This is a genomic window from Dictyoglomus sp. SSW (assembly GCF_055181335.1).
Genome location: NZ_CM143705.1, coordinates 106199 through 124615, shown reverse-complemented (window position 1 = coordinate 124615; position 18417 = coordinate 106199). Strand labels below are relative to the sequence as shown.

At 30.8% G+C, this 18417-nt stretch carries 19 protein-coding genes; 6 read left to right on the top strand and 13 right to left on the bottom strand.

Annotated features, from left to right (window positions below; genetic code table 11):
- Genes ACY3JM_RS00560 through ACY3JM_RS00545 form a run of 4 tightly spaced genes read right to left on the bottom strand, consistent with a single transcriptional unit; the run spans position 1 to position 3442 of the window.
- Entirely contained in the window at positions 1-1137 is a 1137-nt protein-coding gene (locus ACY3JM_RS00560; RefSeq protein WP_463082857.1) for a DUF362 domain-containing protein, read from the bottom strand.
- Between the two features lie 30 nt (positions 1138-1167).
- On the bottom strand, positions 1168-2166 hold the full coding sequence (gene hypE, locus ACY3JM_RS00555; RefSeq protein ID WP_463082856.1) for a hydrogenase expression/formation protein HypE: 999 nt from the start codon (positions 2164-2166) through the stop codon (positions 1168-1170).
- Positions 2167-3237, bottom strand: a complete 1071-nt coding sequence (gene hypD / locus ACY3JM_RS00550) for a hydrogenase formation protein HypD (protein WP_463111431.1) — start codon at positions 3235-3237, stop codon at positions 2167-2169.
- Positions 3227-3442 carry a HypC/HybG/HupF family hydrogenase formation chaperone gene (locus ACY3JM_RS00545; RefSeq protein WP_463111430.1) on the bottom strand — a complete coding sequence of 72 codons (216 nt, stop codon included), beginning with the start codon at positions 3440-3442 and terminating at the stop codon, positions 3227-3229. Before ACY3JM_RS00545 ends, hypD begins: the two co-directional genes overlap by 11 nt.
- A gap of 113 nt (positions 3443-3555) precedes the next feature.
- On the opposite strand from ACY3JM_RS00545, the gene ACY3JM_RS00540 reads away from it, so the two are divergent.
- Positions 3556-4488 carry a sugar kinase gene (locus ACY3JM_RS00540; RefSeq protein ID WP_463111429.1) on the top strand — a complete coding sequence of 311 codons (933 nt, stop codon included), beginning with the start codon at positions 3556-3558 and terminating at the stop codon, positions 4486-4488.
- Here the strand turns inward: ACY3JM_RS00540 and ACY3JM_RS00535 are convergent.
- Genes ACY3JM_RS00535 through ACY3JM_RS00510 form a run of 6 tightly spaced genes read right to left on the bottom strand, consistent with a single transcriptional unit; the run spans position 4479 to position 9988 of the window.
- The gene (locus ACY3JM_RS00535) at positions 4479-5702 is read right to left on the bottom strand and encodes a class II D-tagatose-bisphosphate aldolase non-catalytic subunit (protein WP_463082851.1); all 1224 of its coding nucleotides are present in this window, start codon (positions 5700-5702) and stop codon (positions 4479-4481) included. The two genes, ACY3JM_RS00540 and ACY3JM_RS00535, sit on opposite strands and share 10 nt — an antisense overlap.
- Positions 5703-5714: 12 nt before the next feature.
- Entirely contained in the window at positions 5715-7043 is a 1329-nt protein-coding gene (melA, locus tag ACY3JM_RS00530) for an alpha-galactosidase (RefSeq protein ID WP_463111428.1), read from the bottom strand.
- Between the two features lie 19 nt (positions 7044-7062).
- Positions 7063-7869 carry a carbohydrate ABC transporter permease gene (locus ACY3JM_RS00525; RefSeq protein ID WP_463111427.1) on the bottom strand — a complete coding sequence of 269 codons (807 nt, stop codon included), beginning with the start codon at positions 7867-7869 and terminating at the stop codon, positions 7063-7065.
- Positions 7862-8752, bottom strand: a complete 891-nt coding sequence (locus tag ACY3JM_RS00520; RefSeq protein WP_463111426.1) for a carbohydrate ABC transporter permease — start codon at positions 8750-8752, stop codon at positions 7862-7864. The genes ACY3JM_RS00525 and ACY3JM_RS00520 overlap by 8 nt, the downstream gene beginning before the upstream one ends.
- A 60-nt stretch (positions 8753-8812) precedes the next feature.
- Positions 8813-9232: a hypothetical protein gene (locus ACY3JM_RS00515; RefSeq protein ID WP_463111425.1), complete on the bottom strand. Its 420-nt coding sequence runs from the start codon at positions 9230-9232 to the stop codon at positions 8813-8815.
- A 30-nt stretch (positions 9233-9262) separates the two neighbouring features.
- Positions 9263-9988, bottom strand: coding sequence for an ABC transporter substrate-binding protein (locus ACY3JM_RS00510; RefSeq protein WP_463111424.1), 726 nt, complete (start codon positions 9986-9988; stop codon positions 9263-9265).
- Between the two features lie 288 nt (positions 9989-10276).
- Between ACY3JM_RS00510 and ACY3JM_RS00505 the strand changes: the two genes are divergently transcribed.
- The 3 genes from ACY3JM_RS00505 (at position 10277) to ACY3JM_RS00495 (ending at position 11928) form a co-directional block, all read left to right on the top strand.
- The gene (locus ACY3JM_RS00505; protein ID WP_463111423.1) at positions 10277-11035 is read left to right on the top strand and encodes a DeoR/GlpR family DNA-binding transcription regulator; all 759 of its coding nucleotides are present in this window, start codon (positions 10277-10279) and stop codon (positions 11033-11035) included.
- A gap of 32 nt (positions 11036-11067) precedes the next feature.
- Positions 11068-11190 (top strand): hypothetical protein, encoded by a 123-nt coding sequence (locus ACY3JM_RS00500; RefSeq protein WP_463082845.1) that lies wholly within the window; start codon positions 11068-11070, stop codon positions 11188-11190.
- A gap of 72 nt (positions 11191-11262) precedes the next feature.
- Positions 11263-11928, top strand: a complete 666-nt coding sequence (locus ACY3JM_RS00495) for a hypothetical protein (RefSeq protein ID WP_463111422.1) — start codon at positions 11263-11265, stop codon at positions 11926-11928.
- 40 nt (positions 11929-11968) lie between these two features.
- Here the strand turns inward: ACY3JM_RS00495 and ACY3JM_RS00490 are convergent, their stop codons facing one another.
- Positions 11969-13168 (bottom strand): serpin family protein, encoded by a 1200-nt coding sequence (locus ACY3JM_RS00490; RefSeq protein ID WP_463111421.1) that lies wholly within the window; start codon positions 13166-13168, stop codon positions 11969-11971.
- A gap of 169 nt (positions 13169-13337) precedes the next feature.
- On the opposite strand from ACY3JM_RS00490, the gene ACY3JM_RS00485 reads away from it, so the two are divergent.
- Positions 13338-15134, top strand: a complete 1797-nt coding sequence (locus tag ACY3JM_RS00485; RefSeq protein WP_463111420.1) for a GmrSD restriction endonuclease domain-containing protein — start codon at positions 13338-13340, stop codon at positions 15132-15134.
- Here ACY3JM_RS00485 and ACY3JM_RS00480 read toward each other — a convergent pair.
- Both ACY3JM_RS00480 and rbsK read right to left on the bottom strand, forming a co-directional pair.
- Positions 15131-16495 (bottom strand): ADP-ribosylglycohydrolase family protein, encoded by a 1365-nt coding sequence (locus ACY3JM_RS00480; RefSeq protein WP_463111419.1) that lies wholly within the window; start codon positions 16493-16495, stop codon positions 15131-15133. The two genes, ACY3JM_RS00485 and ACY3JM_RS00480, sit on opposite strands and share 4 nt — an antisense overlap.
- An 18-nt stretch (positions 16496-16513) precedes the next feature.
- Positions 16514-17446, bottom strand: coding sequence for a ribokinase (rbsK, locus tag ACY3JM_RS00475; protein WP_463111418.1), 933 nt, complete (start codon positions 17444-17446; stop codon positions 16514-16516).
- Positions 17447-17585: 139 nt separating this feature from the next.
- Between rbsK and ACY3JM_RS00470 the strand changes: the two genes are divergently transcribed.
- Entirely contained in the window at positions 17586-18386 is an 801-nt protein-coding gene (locus tag ACY3JM_RS00470; RefSeq protein ID WP_463111417.1) for a DUF2207 family protein, read from the top strand.
- Positions 18387-18417 lie beyond the last annotated feature (31 nt).

The following is an 18417-nucleotide window of genomic DNA, read 5'->3' as shown; positions in this document are numbered from 1 at the left end:
TTATCTAAATATGTTCTTTGCTAATAAACTTTTTTCAAGTCTAATTGCTTTTTGAGGGCAAAGTTCATGACAACAAAAACAAGAGATGCATTTACTGTAATCTATAACCATTTTATTATTTATTAAAGATATAGCTTTCTTAGGACAACCATTCTCGCATATTCTGCATTTTATACATTTGGTATCATCAATAACAGGATATTGTCGTATTAGTTTGTTAAATAAAAAAGAAGCTATATTACCCATAAAAGATGGTAAATTTTTTGTTATGGAGTAGAAGTTTTTAACCTTTGCTACATTATGATTGTAAAGTTTATCTTTTTCTTCACCGATAATCTCAATTTTCTCTATATCTATCTCACCAAGACCCTTCTTATAGGCTATCAAGTTTGTGAATATTTCCTGGGGACTATATCCAAGGATTATACTTGATATTACATCTACCGCAACTGCGTCATCACCTATTATTAATTTCCCAAATCTTCTTGGATTACCAGCAGATGGTCCTTCTCCTTCCATACCTATAATTCCATCAACGATATTTATTAAGGGGTTTACTTCTTTAAATATATCTACTAAAATTTTGGCAAAGCTTTCTGGATTTATTGCAATAGCATGCATTTTTGATTTATTCATGCCGGGTACAAGACCAAATGTGTTTTTTATAGCACACGTCATTAGCATAAAGGTATGGGTTTTTAATTTGGGTACATTTATTATGTAATCCACTTCTTTTATAAATTTTGTTATTGGTATTTCTCCTGCAATGTCACTCTTAATACTTATAACTCCATAGGTATATAAATTAACAAGATTTGCTCCTTGTCTTTCTGCTACCTCTTTTAAACCTGTTATTCTATATAGATGATCCATGTTTGTAGCTGTGGTTCCAGGGGTGTCCCCAATATATACGTCCTTTACTCCTTTTTCTTTAAGTACTTCTATTAAAGATTCTATTAAAATTGGGTGAGTTGTAATAGCTTTTTCTGGAGGTGCTGCCATAAGAAGATTAGGCTTAATAAAAGTCTTTTTTCCTTTAAGATCTGGTAGCTTAAAATGATCAAAAGCTTTTAAAATTTTTTCTTTTAACTCATCTTTATTATAATCGGTTTCATATACTACAACTTTTGTATTCATAAAATTATTCTCCTTCCTAATTCTTAGATTTTAACAAATTCTTGGTAAAAGATCCTTTTTTAGAGGATCTAATATCCTCTTTGTTCCCATTTTAGTTTTTAAGTAAACTCTTTTTCCTTTTCCCCTTACTTCTCCTATTATTTGTGCTTTTTGACCTAAAGGGTGATTTCTTAAAAATTCTATAATTTTTTTCTCCTCCTTTTTATCTGCAATGATAACAACTTTTCCTTCATTGGCAGAGTATAGAGGATCTATTCCAAGAATTTCACTGGCATTTTTAACCCATGGTTTTACGGGAATTTTTTCTTCATCTATCTCAATTTCCACATTATATTTTTGAGCAATTTCATTTAGTACACCAGCAACTCCTCCTCTTGTTGGATCTCTCATAAATTTTATCCCACTACTGATTTTTAAAAGAGGAAGAGTTATGTTATGAAGTGGAGCAAGGTCTGATTCTATTTCTTCGGTTTTTATTCCCAATCTTTCCAACATTATTGATAGTCCATGTTCTCCAATCTCTCCATTTATAATTACAATGTCACCTTCCTCTATTTTTCTACCATGCCAACTTATCCCATCTTCTATTATGCCAATTCCTGTAGTGTTTATGTAAATTTTATCTCCCTTACCTTTTTCTACCACCTTTGTATCTCCAGTCACCACTTTAACATTACATTCATCTATAGCAGATCGCATAGATTCTAATATTTTTCTAAACTCATTTAAAGATAGGCCTTCTTCTAAGATAAATCCTACACTTATATAAAGAGGTTTTGCTCCCATTACTGAGAGGTCATTTATGGTACCGTATATGGATAGTTTTCCAATATCTCCACCCTTGAAGAAGATAGGAGATACTACAAAGGAATCTGTCGTAAAGGCAATTTTCCCTTTTATATCTATAAGAGCAGAATCTAATAGCTCTTCTAAGATTTCATTTCCAAGGTATTTCAATATCTCTTCTTCAATAAGTTTTCTTGTTGCTTCTCCTCCATTTCCATGAGAAAGAAGAATAATATCTTCCATTTATTCTCCTCCATAAATGTAATAGGCTGAACATGTGCCTTCTGAGGATACCATACAAGGTCCCTTTGGGCTTTCAGGTGTACAAGATTTTCCAAAAAGAGGACAATCTGTAGGCTTTATAACTCCTCTTAACACTTCTCCGCATCGGCAATAATTGTTTTTTGACTTTAAACTATTTGGTTTTTGAGGATATATTTTTCGGATATCAAATTCTTCGAATGATTCATTTAAAATAAGACCACTATCTTCTATGGTTCCTAAACCTCTCCAATTGGCACTTCCTTTTTTGAATACCTTGTACATATATTCTAATGCAGTTTTATTTCCTTCTTCTTTTACGCTTTTTTCATATGCATTGATAAGAGCTGGCCTTTCTTCTTCTATAATTTTTAATAAGTGATATATTCCATATAATATTTCTTCAGGTTTAAATCCCATTATTACAAAAGGAATTTTATATGTATTAAATAATTCTTCCCAACCCTTTCTCCCTATTATTGTAGACACATGTCCAGGACCGATAATCCCATCAATTTTTATTTCTCCCATGTCTAAAATTGCTTTCATAGCAGGAGGTGTTAGTTTATGTAATGAGAGAAAATACAGATTTTTGATATTTTCCTCCTTAGCTTTAATTAAAGTGAAGGCTAAGTTAGGAACTGTTGTTTCAAAACCTATCCCTATAAGTAGATATTTTTTGTTTGGATTTTGTTTTGCTATATTTATAGATTCTAAAGGGGAGTACACAACAATTACTTCTTTACCTTTTGCTCTTAGGTAATTTAAACTACCATTATTTCCTGGTACATTTATCAGATCTCCAAAGGTTATAATGCCTAAATCATAATTTTGTGCAAGATCTATTATGTAATCAATATCATCCTCTGATGTTACACATACAGGACAGCCAGGTCCTGATAAAAGATGAATATTTTCAGGTAAAAGTTGTCTAATTCCGTAACGAAAGATTTCATGAGTATGAGTACCGCAAAATTCCATTATATTTATCTTTTTTTTTGATATCTTTTTTATTCTTTCTACTACTTCCTTAATATCCACTTTACTTTTCAATCTCTTCTAAGGTAGAGAATATATCGCCAGCCTCTTCTTCGCTTAGAATACTAATAGAAAAGCCTGCATGTACTAAAACGTAATCTCCCACTTTTACCTCAGGGGTAAAGATAGTACTTATCTCAAGAGTAGGACCTCCCATGTCCACAAGAGCAGTGTTATCTTCTCTAACTTCCACCACTTTTAATGGTACTCCAAGGCACATATGTTTCCTCCTAAATTATTTCTTTGTATTTTAAGATTATACCATATTTTATACCTTATAATGGGTATGATCTGAGATATAATTAAACAAAAATAAGATAGGGGGTATATTGTATGGAACTTGATGTTTTAACTGTAGGTGAAATACTTGTAGAGATGATGGCCAAAAATTTGGATCAGGATTTTTTGCATCCTGGAGAGTTATTAGGTCCTTACCCGAGTGGTGCTCCTGCAATTTTTATTGATCAGATTGTAAAATTAGGGCTCCGAGGGGGAATAATAGGATGTGTTGGGGAAGATGATTTTGGAGAAATGGTTTATCAAAGGTTAAAGAGGGACGGGATTCAAACTGATCTGATAAAAAGAACTGGAGAATATATAACTGGTATTGCTTTTGTTACTTATTTTTCAAATGGGGAAAGAAAATTTATTTTTCATCTTCCTCATTCAGCAGCAAGTAAGGTTTTTTCAGAAGATATTACAGAGGATTTGATAAAAAATGTAAAATGTTTACATATTATGGGATGTTCTTTGGCAATAAGTAAAAATATGAAAGATGCTATAATGAAGGCTGTTGATTTGGCTTATTCATTTGAGAAAATGGTATCTTTTGATCCCAATATTAGGGTTGAATTGGGTTTATCCCCAGAATATTTAAAAACTCTCAAGTATATTCTTTCTAAATCAGATATAGTTTTGTCAGGAGAGATAGAGATTTTGACTATAACTGAATCTCAAAGTATGGAAGAAGCTTTGGATAAGCTGAGAGAATTTGGGATAAAAATCATTGTAATAAAGAAAGGAAAAAGGGGAGCAGAAGCTTATTATGGAGAGGAACATTATAGGGTAGATCCATATCCAGTAGATGAGGTTGATCCTACGGGAGCTGGTGATTGTTTTGATGCAGGATTTATAGCAAGTATATTGCAAGGATATAATATTAATAAGGCATTAAGACTTGCAAATATTATTGGAGCTTTGAGTGTAACAAAGAAGGGACCTATGGAGGGAGTGGTAGATGGAGAAACTTTAAAAAATTATATATGAATTGCATAGTGATAATCTTCTAAGGTTTTTTTAATTTCGTGCTTTATTATATCTGTTACTTTATTTTTAATTTTTCCCTCTCTTATGAGGTAATATTCGTCATAAAAATATTGATATATAAATCTCATATCTATATTTTCAGAGAGGTTTTTCAATAAAATTTGAAGAGATCTTTTAATTTCAGGAAATTCCCAATAATATCTTATCCTGTCCAATAGGCTATATAAAATATCCTTATCAGTATTTTCTTCTTTATAATATTTAGACCAATATTTATCATTCTTCTTCATCACATGTAGAACAATTTCTTTAAGATTTGATCTTTTTTCTTTTGGTATCAGTTCGTTTTCGATTAAGTTTAAAATAAAAAGGGTTCTTCTGAAGGACGCAGTAAGAGCAGGGCCTACTTTTAAAATTCTTATACCATCTTCTACCATCTTTTTTAAATGTATTTTAGTTTGATAATCAGTAGAATGGGCTTCAATAAATAAATCTTCTTCCCTAACTTTATTTAAAAGATTTATAACTTTTTTTCTATCATAATCGAAAACCTTATCATTATCAAAACCTATGCCCAACATTACTACAAACCCTATAATTCTATCCCATATATGGGGAAAATTCTGAAAGGATTTTTTAAAGGCAGAGAGAGATTTTTTAAATTCATCTATTGAGGTTATTCCTTCTTTCTCACCTCCACCTGCTACAGGTACATCTGTCCCTACCACATAAACTGGTTTAATATTAAGCCTTTCTGCCGCATTTTCTGCTACTTCTAAAAGTTCTTTTTCTCTTTCTGCAATAGTTTCCATATTTAATATGGGAGGATCATCTCCTAAGGGCATACTACAATCTAAATGTATTTTTTTATATCCACTTTCAACAAATAATTTTACAAGATCTTTTGCTTTTTTCATTGCTGAAGAGGCTTTTTCTTCTTGCCAAGGTAGAGGTCCTAAATGGTCTCCACCTAAGATAACTCTTTCTTCTTTTATGTTCTTTTCTTTCAGCAGTCTATGAACAAAGTTTTTAAAATCTTCAGGAGTCATTCCTGAGTATCCTCCATATTGATTTACTTGATGGGGTGTAACTTCAATCAGTATATAATCATCATTTTCTTCAGCATATTCTAAGGATGTCTCTATCACAAAAGAGTTCGATGTACATATGGAATATACTCCTTTTTTCCTTAAATAATCCTTATTAAGCCACATATTGAATTCCTCCTATTTTCTTTCAAACATATCTCCTAAATATTTTTTATGGGCTTCAAGTAGTTCATCTACCAATTTATGGATTTTTTCAGGGGATAGGAGAGAAGAAGCTACTGGATCCAAAAGGGCAGCATAGTAAATATAATCTTTATTACTTTCTATTGCTCCTCTTACTGCTAATCTTTGTACATTTATTTGCATAATATTTAATGAAGCAAGTTGGTCTGGAATTTTACCAATATAGAGAGGGGAAATTCCATTTCTGTCTACATAGCATGGTACTTCTACCATACAATCATATGGATAGTTTTCTATAATTCCTTTATTTCTTACGATACCATATACTTGTTTAGACTCATTGGTTTCATATGCATGAATAATCTGAACTGCGTATTCTTTAGAGGTATCTGTATTGTCATCACCATAAAATCTTTTTATTAAATTATATTCTTCTTTTATATTTCTCAAATAATAATTCTTAAAAGCCTCAAAGACTTTTTCATTCTCTTCCACTCTTCTTATGTATTCTCTTATAGGGATATTGAGTTTTTCAATCAAATCATTGTCCCTTAAGAAGTATGGGAAATATTCTGCATTATGCTCTGAGGATTCAGTTACAAAATAATGAAATCTTCTTAATATTTCAAATCTTACTGAGTCTTTTTTACAAATTTCCTTTTTCTCCATTGCTTTAAATAGGTAGGGATATAAATTTTCACCTTTTCTTTCAAAAACTAAGACCCATGCCATATGGTTTATTCCTGCTACCTTGTAATTTATTTCTTCTACGGGCACATCTATGTAGCTTGCTAATTGCTCAATAGTGTATGGTATGGAATGGCAAAGACCTATATTTTTAATATTTGATATTTCATTTATGAACCACTGATTCATGGACATAGGATTTGTAAAATTAATAAGTAATGAGTTAGGAGCATATTCTTCAATATTTCTTACTAATTCTTTAAAGAATGGTGCTGTTCTTAGAAATCTCATTATTCCGCCAATACCATGAGTATCTCCTATGGTTTGTCTTAAACCATATTTCTCAGATATATCAAAATCTACATATGTAGCTTCTTTTCCTCCTATTTGTACTGTATTTATGACATAACTTGAGCCTTTTATGGCCTCTTTCATTTCTAAATAACCTTTTATAGACCATTTTAGTTTTTTAGTTTCTTTTATCTCTTCTGCTATTTTTTTAGCTACTTCTAATCTCTCTGGATCTATATCCATTAAGACGATTTCTAAATCTTTAAATTCTGGAAATAAACTTAAGTCTTTTAGAAGATTTCTTGTGAATACTACACTACCTGCACCAATAAAACATATTTTCATTCTTTAGCACCTCCTTAATCTACTTAAGACCACTAAAGGCTATTCCTTCTATGAAACTCTTTTGGGTGAATAGAAATAATATAATTGGTGGAAGTGATGCAATAATACCTCCTGCCATTATAACTCCCCAATTACTGAAATATTGCCCTTGTAATAAGGCTATTGCTATAGGGAGGGTTCTCTTCTCAGGGGATGTAATAACTATAAGGGGCCATAGGAATAAATTCCATGCATATATGAAGACTAAAAGTCCAAAGGATAAAGTAATAGGTTTTGATAAAGGCATCACAATATGCCATAATATTTTCCATATACTTGCCCCATCTACAATTGCTGCCTCTTCCATTTCAATGGGTAGAGAAAGAAAGTGCTGTCTATAAAGAAATATGCCAAATTCACTAAATATTTCTAGAAGAATGACTCCTGTTAAAGTGTTAATTAATCCTAAATTTTTTAGAATAATATATCTGGGTATAAGGAGTACAATTCCGGGTAGCATAATTACTGAAAGAAATATTAGGAAAATGGCATTTTTATACGGGAAATAAAGCCTTGCAAAAGCATAGCCTGCTAAAGAACAAAGAAATATTTGGGAAAATACTAAAGTTAAGGTAACAAAAAGAGAATTTAAAAAATATCTAGCAAAATCTAATTTAATAAATATTTCTTTATAGTTATTAGTAATAGGATTCAGGGGAAAGAGTCGAGGTGGAACAGAAGATGCTTCCTCTATGGTTTCGAAGGATACTATTAGCATGAACCAGTATGGAAGAAACATGAGAATAGCTCCAATCAATAGAATTATAGAAATGAATTTTTTACTCATAATATACCCATCTCCTTTGAAATCTGAATTGAATAATTGTTAAGATAAGTAAGATGAAATAAAGAATCCAAGAGAGGGCTGTGCCGTATCCCATTCGGAACCAGTTAAAGCCATTTCTGTAAATATAATATACTATAGTATATGTGGAGTAACCAGGACCACCGCGAGTCATAATAAATACGCTTTCAAACATTTGTACTGTACTTATGATCTGCATGATGAGTATAAAAAATATAATAGGAGTCATAAGAGGTATAGTTATATTTAATAGAATATCTTTCTTAGTAGCCCCATCGAGTTCTGCAGCCTCGTAATATGTAATGGGTATGTTTTGAAGCCCTGCTAAAAATAAAATTATGTTATAGCTTAGGCTACCCCATATACCCACTAAGGCTAAAGAAAATAGGGCTATTCTAGGATCTGTTAACCAATAAATTTTTTTTAAACTCAAAAGGCCAAGTACTGTATTTAATAGGCCATATTCAGGATTGAAGAACCATAACCATACAAAGTTTATAGCTACAGATGAGGTAACTGTAGGTACAAAATAAAATACTCTTAATGTTCTTATAAATTTTGAATTTTGATTAAGGCCAACTGCAATAAGGAAACTTAATACTAAAGAAGCAGGTACTACATATAAAGTATATAAGAATGAATTTTTCAATGAAATCCAAAATATCTTGTCTTGTAATATTTTTTTGAAATTCTTAAGACCAACAAATTCTGGAGGTGAAATGGCATCGTATTTGGAAAGGGCAAGTTTAAAGGATATTCCAAAAGGAATATAATAGGCTAATAACGCAAATATAAGAGAAAGAAGAATGAAAAGAAAAAAATATAATCCTTGTATACTTCTCTTTATACCTCCAGGCTCTCTCATGAAAAGTTCCTCCTAAGATAAAGAGGGGAAAGACAAAATCTTTCCCCTCTTATAATATTTTTATTCCTCTTTAGCCTTAATAATGATATCGTTTATTTCTTGTACAGCTTGCCTTAGGCCATCTTCAACTGGCAATCTTCCAGATATAATTTCAACAATATAATAGGTTTCCCATCTGTCAAACCATTCACTTGCTCCTTCTGTCTGAGGCCATGGATTAGTGAATTTTACAGAATCAATAAATACCCGAGCATCCTTTTCCTTTCCGAATTTCTTAAATCCTTGTACCCAGAGTTTATCTGCATCTTTATAGGCTGGAATTACAGTCCCAGTCTTGCCAAGTATTTTAGCTGCTCCTTTTCCAGCCATCCATTTTACAAAAGTCCAAGCAGCATCTAAATTTTTAGTTTTACTCCAAATTACATTACCTAAGGAATCTGATATGGTAGCCCTCTTTCCTAATTTGGATTTTGGAAGCATAACTACTCCAAAATTAGAGGCTTTAATATTTTAAGCATAATATCCAAGCATCCATGATCCACCAAAATTCATAGCACTTCTTCCGGCTATAAACAAATCTTCAGAAGTAACGCCAGGTTTAGGTGCAAAACCATTTTCAGTTAATTCTTTTGTAAAAGAAAGTGCTTCTACAGCTGGAGGGGTATCTAAAACTACTTTTCCTTCTTTGTCTACTAATGATCCACCAAGAGATAGAATCAATGGGAATAGAAATCCTTGAGAAACAGCTAATGCTCCGCCGTCAGCTGTTATACCATATCTTACTACAGATCCTTTTGCATCTTTCTTCGTTAATTTTTCTGCAGCCTTCTTTACGTCTTCCCAAGTCCAATTAGTATCTGGATACTTTAGTTTAAGTTCGTCGAAAGCCTTTTTATTAAAATACATAGCGATAGTATCATAGTCTCTTGGAAGAGAATAATATCTTCCGTTTATGTTATGAAGCTTAAGAATTCCAGAAGGATAGACACTAAGATCAATTTTGTCTTTTTCTATGAACGATGTAATATCTACTATGGTTTTCTTAGCCACATAATCTTTTAGATAGAATCCATTATCCATAGTGAATATATCCCAGCAATCTCCACCTGCTATCATGGTTTGTAACTTAGTCCAATATTCTTCCCATGGTACATGTTCAAGTTTTACTTTGATATTAGGATATTTTTTTTCAAAAGCAGAAATTTGTGTTTTAATGCCATCTATTTGTTCACTCATCCATACTCCATATCTAATTGTGATTGTTTTTTGACCAAAAGAAGTAGTGATCAAGAGTAAAGAAAGGAAAGTAATAAGGAGAACCACTATTTTTTTTCAATTGAAACACCTCCTTTTATTTTTTGTTCATTATTATATCAATTTTAGTCTAAATAAACAATGTTTTTTGAATGTTATAGATAAGAAATTTATAAAAAGAAGAGTTTTTTTGTCTCTTTACAATCATTTTTGGATCAAATATAATAAAGAACAAATATCAAAATACTTATAGAATGGGGTTTTATTAATATGAAAGAATATAGATTTAATAAAATAATTAAACTTATTAGAGAAAGAGGATATATCACTGTTCCTGAAATAGCTAAGGAACTTGGTATCTCTGAGATAACTGTAAGAAGAGATTTAAGATTTTTAGAAGGTCAAGGATTGATAAAGAGAGTAAGAGGAGGAGCTACCCTTACAGGAATTACTTCTGAAAATTCTTTTTTTGTTAAATTGGAAGAAAATAAAGAGGCTAAAAAAGAAATAGGTAAAAAGGCCTTATCCTTATTAAAAGATGGAGCAATAATTGCCTTGAGTGGAGGAACAACCATATATTATATGGTACAAGCATTAGATGAAAGCCCTATAACTGATCTTACTATTTTAACTAATTCTATAACTTCAGCTTGGGCTGTTATTAATTTGAGGAAATCTTTTAAACTTATTCATTCTGGAGGTACTACAAAGGAAAAATCTTTTGAATGTATAGGTGGGTATGTTATAAAGTTTTTCCAAGAGATAGGTAAGATTGATTTTTACTTTTTAGGAGCAAATGGTGTTGATATAAAAAGTGGTATTACCTTTTTTGATATGGAGGAAGCAGAGGTTGCAAAAACTATAATATTAAAGGCAGACAAGGTGGTTTTATTGGCAGATAGTAGTAAATTTGGTACATCTGCACCCTTCCGTGTATGTACGCTTGAAAAGGTAGATTATATTGTGACAGATATAATACCTGATGAGTTTAAAAATATTCCAGATTGGCATTTAAAGTTTATTGTATAATTTTAGATAATTATGAACGGGAGTGAGGGTTTATGCTTGAGATAAAGGATATGTTAAATTTAATAGGTAATGAATTGAAGGATGGAAGTGAACAGACGAAAAAATTTAGAGAGTTTATTGAGAAAGATAAATGGCCTTTGGAAACAACGTGGTAAAAAATACATGGCCTATCGGAAGTGTTTCTCAACTTGGAGAATATATTGTTCAACTTGAGAAAAAGTACGATAATGAAAGGGTTTTTTGGGTTATATGTTATTGGTAAAGGTGATATTCAACCTTTGATTGAACAAATAGTTGGAAGTAAGTATAAAGACAAAATACGAGTAATATTATATACTGACCTTATTGATTTAGTTAATTTAAAAATAGAATTGACTCCTGTAGTAGGTGAATCAAAGGCTATAGAAAAAATTCAAAGTCTTATATTCCCGATTGAGAGTGTAAATATTGGAAATATAATTAAATTGATAAGAGAAATAGCAGAAGCTATATCTGAACAGAGTATAGAGGATGAAAATGAAGAGAAAAAATCAGAAAAACCATGGACAAAAGATGAACTTTTAGAATTTTTGAGAGGATGTACTCACTATCAAAAAGTATTAATAGCTGCTTTGGCTCAAGTTGAAAGATATCCTATACAAAAAAAGTATTTACTTGTTTTAATGAATGAAATTGCTAAGGAAAAAGCATTTTTAGGTATTGGAAAAAAATTATTAGGAAAAGAGATTGCGGGGGCACGTGGAGGGTTGAAGCTAAAAAGAAAACTATTGGGTAAAGAGGATTTTATAGAAGGCTATTGGGATAAATCAGAAAAAGATTATGTGTATAGAATAAAGGATGAATATAAAGATATTATTCTTGAATGGGTTAAAATTGAAAATTTAGAAATATAAATTTTAATAGGGTCAAGCCTTGAGGCTTGACCCTATTTATTTAAGGTTCTACAAATCTTCCCATAAAGAGTATAGTATTTGTTTTAATATCACGAATGATAAATAGGAATGGTCTATCTGCTTTAAATTCAATAATCATTGGGGCTATAGCTTTACCTGACATTATCACTGCTGTTGCTGCTGCAGCTTCTGTACCTTCCTCATTTACTTCAATAAAGGATTGATGTATTACCTTGCTTATATATAAATCTTTACTTCCCGTCATTCCTGAAAAGTCAGCAAGACTCATATCGAAAGCATCTTTCATGCCTAAATCAATAAGAGGTTTATTTAATATGTATCTTTTTTCCATTTTGAATTTGGGGATATATACATCAACCTTTTCTTGAGTTAAATTTGATAACAATTTATTAATTCTTTCTACAGAAATTTCTTTTTCAAAATCAGAAAGACTTATACCTTCCTTAGGTAAGAATATAATCATGGATACTTCATTTTCTGAATATGGTAATTCTAAAACTTGTACTTCATCATCTTCTGTATAATTAAATCTTCCCTCTTGATGCATCATAGGTACACTAATTTTCTTTTGGTTTTCTAAATTAAAGGGCATATCTCTTGTCTCTTGAGGGTCAAATTGATTTTGCCATTTTCCCTTAAAATAAATAGCATTAACAAGTATTAGCCGTGTTAGAGCAGAGATATCTTCTGGATGTATTAAATTTTTAATTTTATTATTTGTCTTATCCTCTACCCATTTATTAATGGTTAATCTTGCTTTTTCTCTATTTTCTTCATTTATAAAATCAACTTCATTAAATCCTGCTGAATAATATTTGTTTAACAGACTTATAAATTCCTTCTGAAAAGGATAATTAGTCTGTCCCCAAAGGGAATTTGCAATAGCCAACTGATAACTTTTGTTGGGTCTATTAAAGTATGAATTTAAGGATGAAAAAGCTTTGTGAAGATCTTCTTGTGGAATATTAAAGTATAATACTTTTGCCATTTGTTTTTCTGTATTTCCTCTTGCTCCTGCATAAGTCATTGCTAAAGCAGATGATATGCTATAGGGTGATATAAAGATATTTCCTTTTTCTTCAGTAATTATTTTTTTATACAGATCTATACCAAAGGCATTATTGCTTGCAGATATTATTGCTGTATTATTATCCATGGACAGGGAAAAGGAAAGTATTAAGAGGAAAAGAATGGAAAAGACTATAAATCTCCTTTTCATAATATACCTCCTAATTGGGGATAATTTTGTCCCATAAATAGTATGACACAATTTTTAATAAATAACAAATTGAGTAATATTTGGAAAATTAATGGATTGATAGTCTTCTTTTTATTATGATATCCTATATATGTTATTATATTTTAGGATCAGACGGAGGATATAAGAAATGATTATTCAAAAATTCTCAGTTAATCAATACCCTATATCAACATTACTTTCTTGGATTCAATCTGGTGAAGTAGCAGTTCCTGAGATACAACGACCTTTTGTGTGGGAATCTACTCAAGTTAGAGATTTTATAGATTCATTATATAAAGGTTATCCTGTGGGATATATCATTATATGGCAAAATCCTAATGTGAAAGCAAAGGACGGAACATCGTCAAAAGGTAAAAAGATATTAATAGATGGACAGCAAAGGGTTACAGCTCTAATGTCCGCAGTTTTAGGTAAAGAGGTAGTAGATAAAGATTATAGGAGGAAAAAAATTAGGATAGCCTTTAATCCTAAGAAGAAAGTATTCGAGGTGACAAATTCAGCTATAGAAAAGAACAAGGAATGGATTTCAGATATTTCAAAAGTTTTTTCCCAAGATTTTAATTTTTTAAAGTTAGTAGAAGATTATGTTTTATCTAATCCTGATGTGATTAAAGATGATATATTTTTGTCTCTCGATGCTCTAAGAAGTATAGTTAATGTACCTGTAGGAGTTATTGAATTAAACTCAGATTTAGATTTAGAGGAAGTTACAGAGATATTTATTAGAATGAATTCAAAAGGTACCCAACTTAATCAGTCTGATTTTGCCATGTCGAAATTTGCTGTCAATGATAAATATGGGGGAGATATCATTCGTAAGGCTATAGATTATTTTTGTTATTTAGCTGACAAACCTGAATTTTATCATGAAATTTTAGAAAACGATAAAGAGTTTGCTAATACAGATTATTTTAAAAAGATGGCATGGCTTAAAGAGAGTAAAGAAGATTTATATGATCCATCATATGTGGATTTGTTGAGGACTATATTTACTTATAAATTCAAAAGGGGTAAATTACAAGATTTAGTTGCTTTATTATCTGGAAGAGATTTTAAAACCAAGGAATATAAAGAAGAAATAATAGAGGATACTATAAACAAATTTAGAGAAGGATTATTTGATTATATAAATGAAGCCAATTTTAAAAAATTTATCATGATTATTAGGTCTGCAGGTTTCATAGATAGTTCTATGATAAGAGCATATAACCCGTTGAATTTTTCCTATGCTTTGTTTCTTACATTAAAGGAGAAAGGGATACATCCTGCTAAAATAGAATCTTATGTAAGAAAGTGGTTTGTCATGTCTGTACTAACATCAAGGTATTCAGGATCGCCTGATTCTCAGTTTGATGAAGATATTAAGAGATTAGAGGAAAGTAATCCTGAGGAATTTATAAATAATATTTTTAAGGCAGAACTTTCAGATTCTTTTTGGAGTGTTACGTTACCAGAGAGTATGATTACTTCAAGCGATTATCCTTATTTTCAGGTTTTTCTTGCAGCTCAAGTAAAGATGAAAGATAAAGGTTTCTTGTCAAAGGATATTACTGTAGAAGATCTTATTTCTATAAAGGGAGATGTACATCATATATTTCCGAAAGATTATCTAAAAAAGAGTGGGTTTAGTGATCGGAAGGATTATAACCAAATAGCTAATTACGTTATGGCACAGTCAGAGATAAATTTGGCTATAGGTAATAAACCCCCGAAAGAGTATATTAAGGAGCTTATAAGTCAATGTAATACTAAGAATTTGAAATACGGAGGTATAAATAATCTTGATGATCTTGTAGAAAATTTTAAGATGCATTGTATACCTATAACCATTCTTGAAAATAATGATATAGATTACTTAAATTTTCTACAAGAGAGAAGGAAGTTGATGGCACAGAAAATTAGAAAATATTTTGAAATGCTCTAAGTTGAATTTTGTATCTTTTTAACTATATCCAGTGTTTCCTTGGCTAAATCAGAAATTTTGCAAATATTATAACCAGATACTCCTGACTCTACTGTGTCATTTAAGGGTTTTATCCAGTATTCTGGAAGATTTTTTGCTCCATATATTGCTCCTAAGATGGAACCTACCGTTGCCCCATTACAATCAGTATCAAGTCCACAAGAGACAGCATTTTTTATTCCTTTTTCAAAGGAAAGGTCGCTATACAAAAGGGATGCAACCACAACTTGAGCGTTTGATAAAACATGGCACCAATTATGCCAATATTCTTCATTTTTCCTATTCTTCTCGTAGGTTTCATAAATATATTCTCTTACCCAATCAAAAGTTTTACCTTCTTTTTTAAATTCTATGATGTTTTTAATAGCTTCATAGAATCTACTATTTTTAGGGACTACAGAAAGTCCTACTTTTATTATTTCTTCTATGTTATCCGATACAAAAGCCCAAGAAAGAGAGGATGCTATAAACATCTCTCCATAGATTCCGTTTTTTACGTGAGACACACATGCGTCTCTAAATGCAAATTCTGCTGATCTTTTGGGGTTTCCTGGATTTATATATCCCCAAAAATCAGCCCTTATTTGAGCGCCAATCCATTCTCTATAAGGGTTTCTAAATTCTCCTGATTTAGGAGGCATAATTAAATTTACAAGGTTTTGATAAGCAACTCTCTCTGCGGTATAAGTGTGAAATATGGGAAGATTAAAAAGCCATGATTCAGCTACATCTTCAGGAGTGAAGTTTTCTCCGTAATTCTTAAAAATGTAGAGTCCAAGAATAGTATAGTTTATATCATCATCTTCAATCATATGGTCAATTTTATTAATCCATCCTCGCCACTTTACATCCTCAATTCCATATTTTTCTTTTATCTCTTTATCAACATCCGAAGAAAGATACTTTTTTATGGGGAAATTATTAGTATCTTTCAAAAAATTCCATATTTTATTACGAGGCCAACCTTCTATAGGTTTTCCTAAGAGGCATCCTGCCATTCTCCCTAAATAAGCCCCATAGATCTTGTCTAAAAGTTTCTCATCAAGAGTTATTTTTACTCTATAATTTTCCTTTTCCTCATCAGACTCTCTAAATATTTCTTCCAATTTTGATGGTTCATTATATTTATAATCCTTTCTTATGGGTATAGCCTGAATCTTATCTAATAACTTTTTGGCTATCTCTTCTCTTTTTTCCCAATCTTTCATTTTAGATATATTTTCTATTTCCTCCTTCAATGTAGATAAATCTTTTCCTTCATCTTTACTTTGCAATTCCTCCACTTTTAATCTTTCATAATAACTTAAATAATGTTTTTGCATATTTCAAATTCCCCCAAATTAATTGGAATATTCTTTCAAAAATCTTTCTACCTCTTCTCTGTAAGGCATGGAAGAGGCAGCTCCCATTTTTGTAACACTTAAGGCAGCTACTGCACTGGCAAAAGTTACTGCAGAGATTAAGTCTTTCCCTTCTGAAAGGGCTACTGCAAGGCCCCCATTAAAAGCATCACCAGCTCCTGTTGTATCCACGGCTTCTACTTTAAATGATGGTATATGTTTTCTTTTGTTTTCAGTTACTACAAAAGCCCCATCTTTTCCGAGAGTTACAACTACTCCCTTTGTCCCATAAGAAAGCATTTTTATTGATGCTTTTTCTACATCTTCTAAGGTTTCTATCTTAATCCCTGTTATAATCTCTAATTCATTTCTATTAGGAGTTACAATATCAGCTTTACCCAATATTTTATCATCTAATTTTCTTGCTGGGGCTGGATTTAATATAGATAATGGGTTCCTTTCATTTGAAACCAAGTTCAATACATAGGATATTGTTTCTATAGGGATTTCTAATTGTAGTAGGACTACATCGGAACTTAAAATTATATCTTTCACTGCATTTATCTGCTCAATATTAACCTCCATGTTTGCCCCAGGAGCTACCACAATCATATTTTCTCCTGTTTTATCATCTACTATTATTAAAGCTATCCCTGTATGAGTTTTATCGGTTACCTTTAGATAATCTACTTTTACATTCTCTTTTAATAAGAAATCTTTTGCTATTTTCCCAAAGTTATCATTACCTATGCATCCTATAAAGTATACTTCTGCACCTAACCTTGCAGAACATACTGCTTGGTTTGATCCTTTTCCTCCAGGTCCCATTATAAAAGGACCTCCTAATATTGTTTCTCCTGGTTTTGGAAGATGAGGGGCTTTTGTAACAAGATCGGTATTATAGCTTCCTATAACTGTTATTCTCTTTTCCATAAAAGATCCTCCATTGTTTATAATCTATTTAATGTTTATTATAAGTGATATTTTATAGTTTTCTATAAAAAAGAATATTCTGAGATAATTAAGAAAATTATTATCCTTTTAATAATTTTATTTTTTATTTTGAATTCTGATGTATTTGCAAAAGGTAAAAGAAGTACTTCCTCTTAAATTACCTCCAGCATGGGTTGAGCTACTTTTGAAAAAACATGTAAAAGTTTCGGAAAGGGCGTATTCTGCTACATTTATAGATCTTGCTTTTAATGAATGTATTATTGTTAAGGAAGAAAATAGAAATTACAAAATTATTATGATAGATAAAGAAATAGATGATAATTTAAGTGAAGAACAAAAAATATTACTTTTTTTATTAAGAAGAATAGGAAATGAGTTTAATTTATCCGATATCTCTAAATTAAATCTAAAAAATTTTAAAAAAGCTTTTAATAGAGCAATAGGAGAAAATCTTTATAAGAAGTTAAGATGGATTAATGTAAAACCTAAAAAATATTTTCTATTAAATATTTACTTATGGGTTTTGGTTTTATTTATATCATTATTAATCTTTGATTTAGGCTTAATAATAATTTCAGCTCATAATCTAATTTTTGGATCAATTTTTATTTCTAAATGTTCAACCTATACTTATGAAGGTAAATTAATGGCATTTAGATGGAGGGCTTATAAAAGATATATAAAGGATAATCTTGATGATTTGATTAAAAATAGTGATGGTATAAATAAAATTAAAGATCTAATTATATATAGTATCCTTTTTGGATTTCATAAAAAGATACTGAAAAATTTGGGAGAAGATAATCTACTTAAGGATATTTTTTCAAAATGGTTCATTACGCCTCAAGAAAAAGTCAATAAATTATTTAAGTCTTTGAATATTTTTATTGGGGAACTTAATAAAGTATTTAGAATATAAATAAAAGATTGAGAAGAGCAAGTTTTAAATC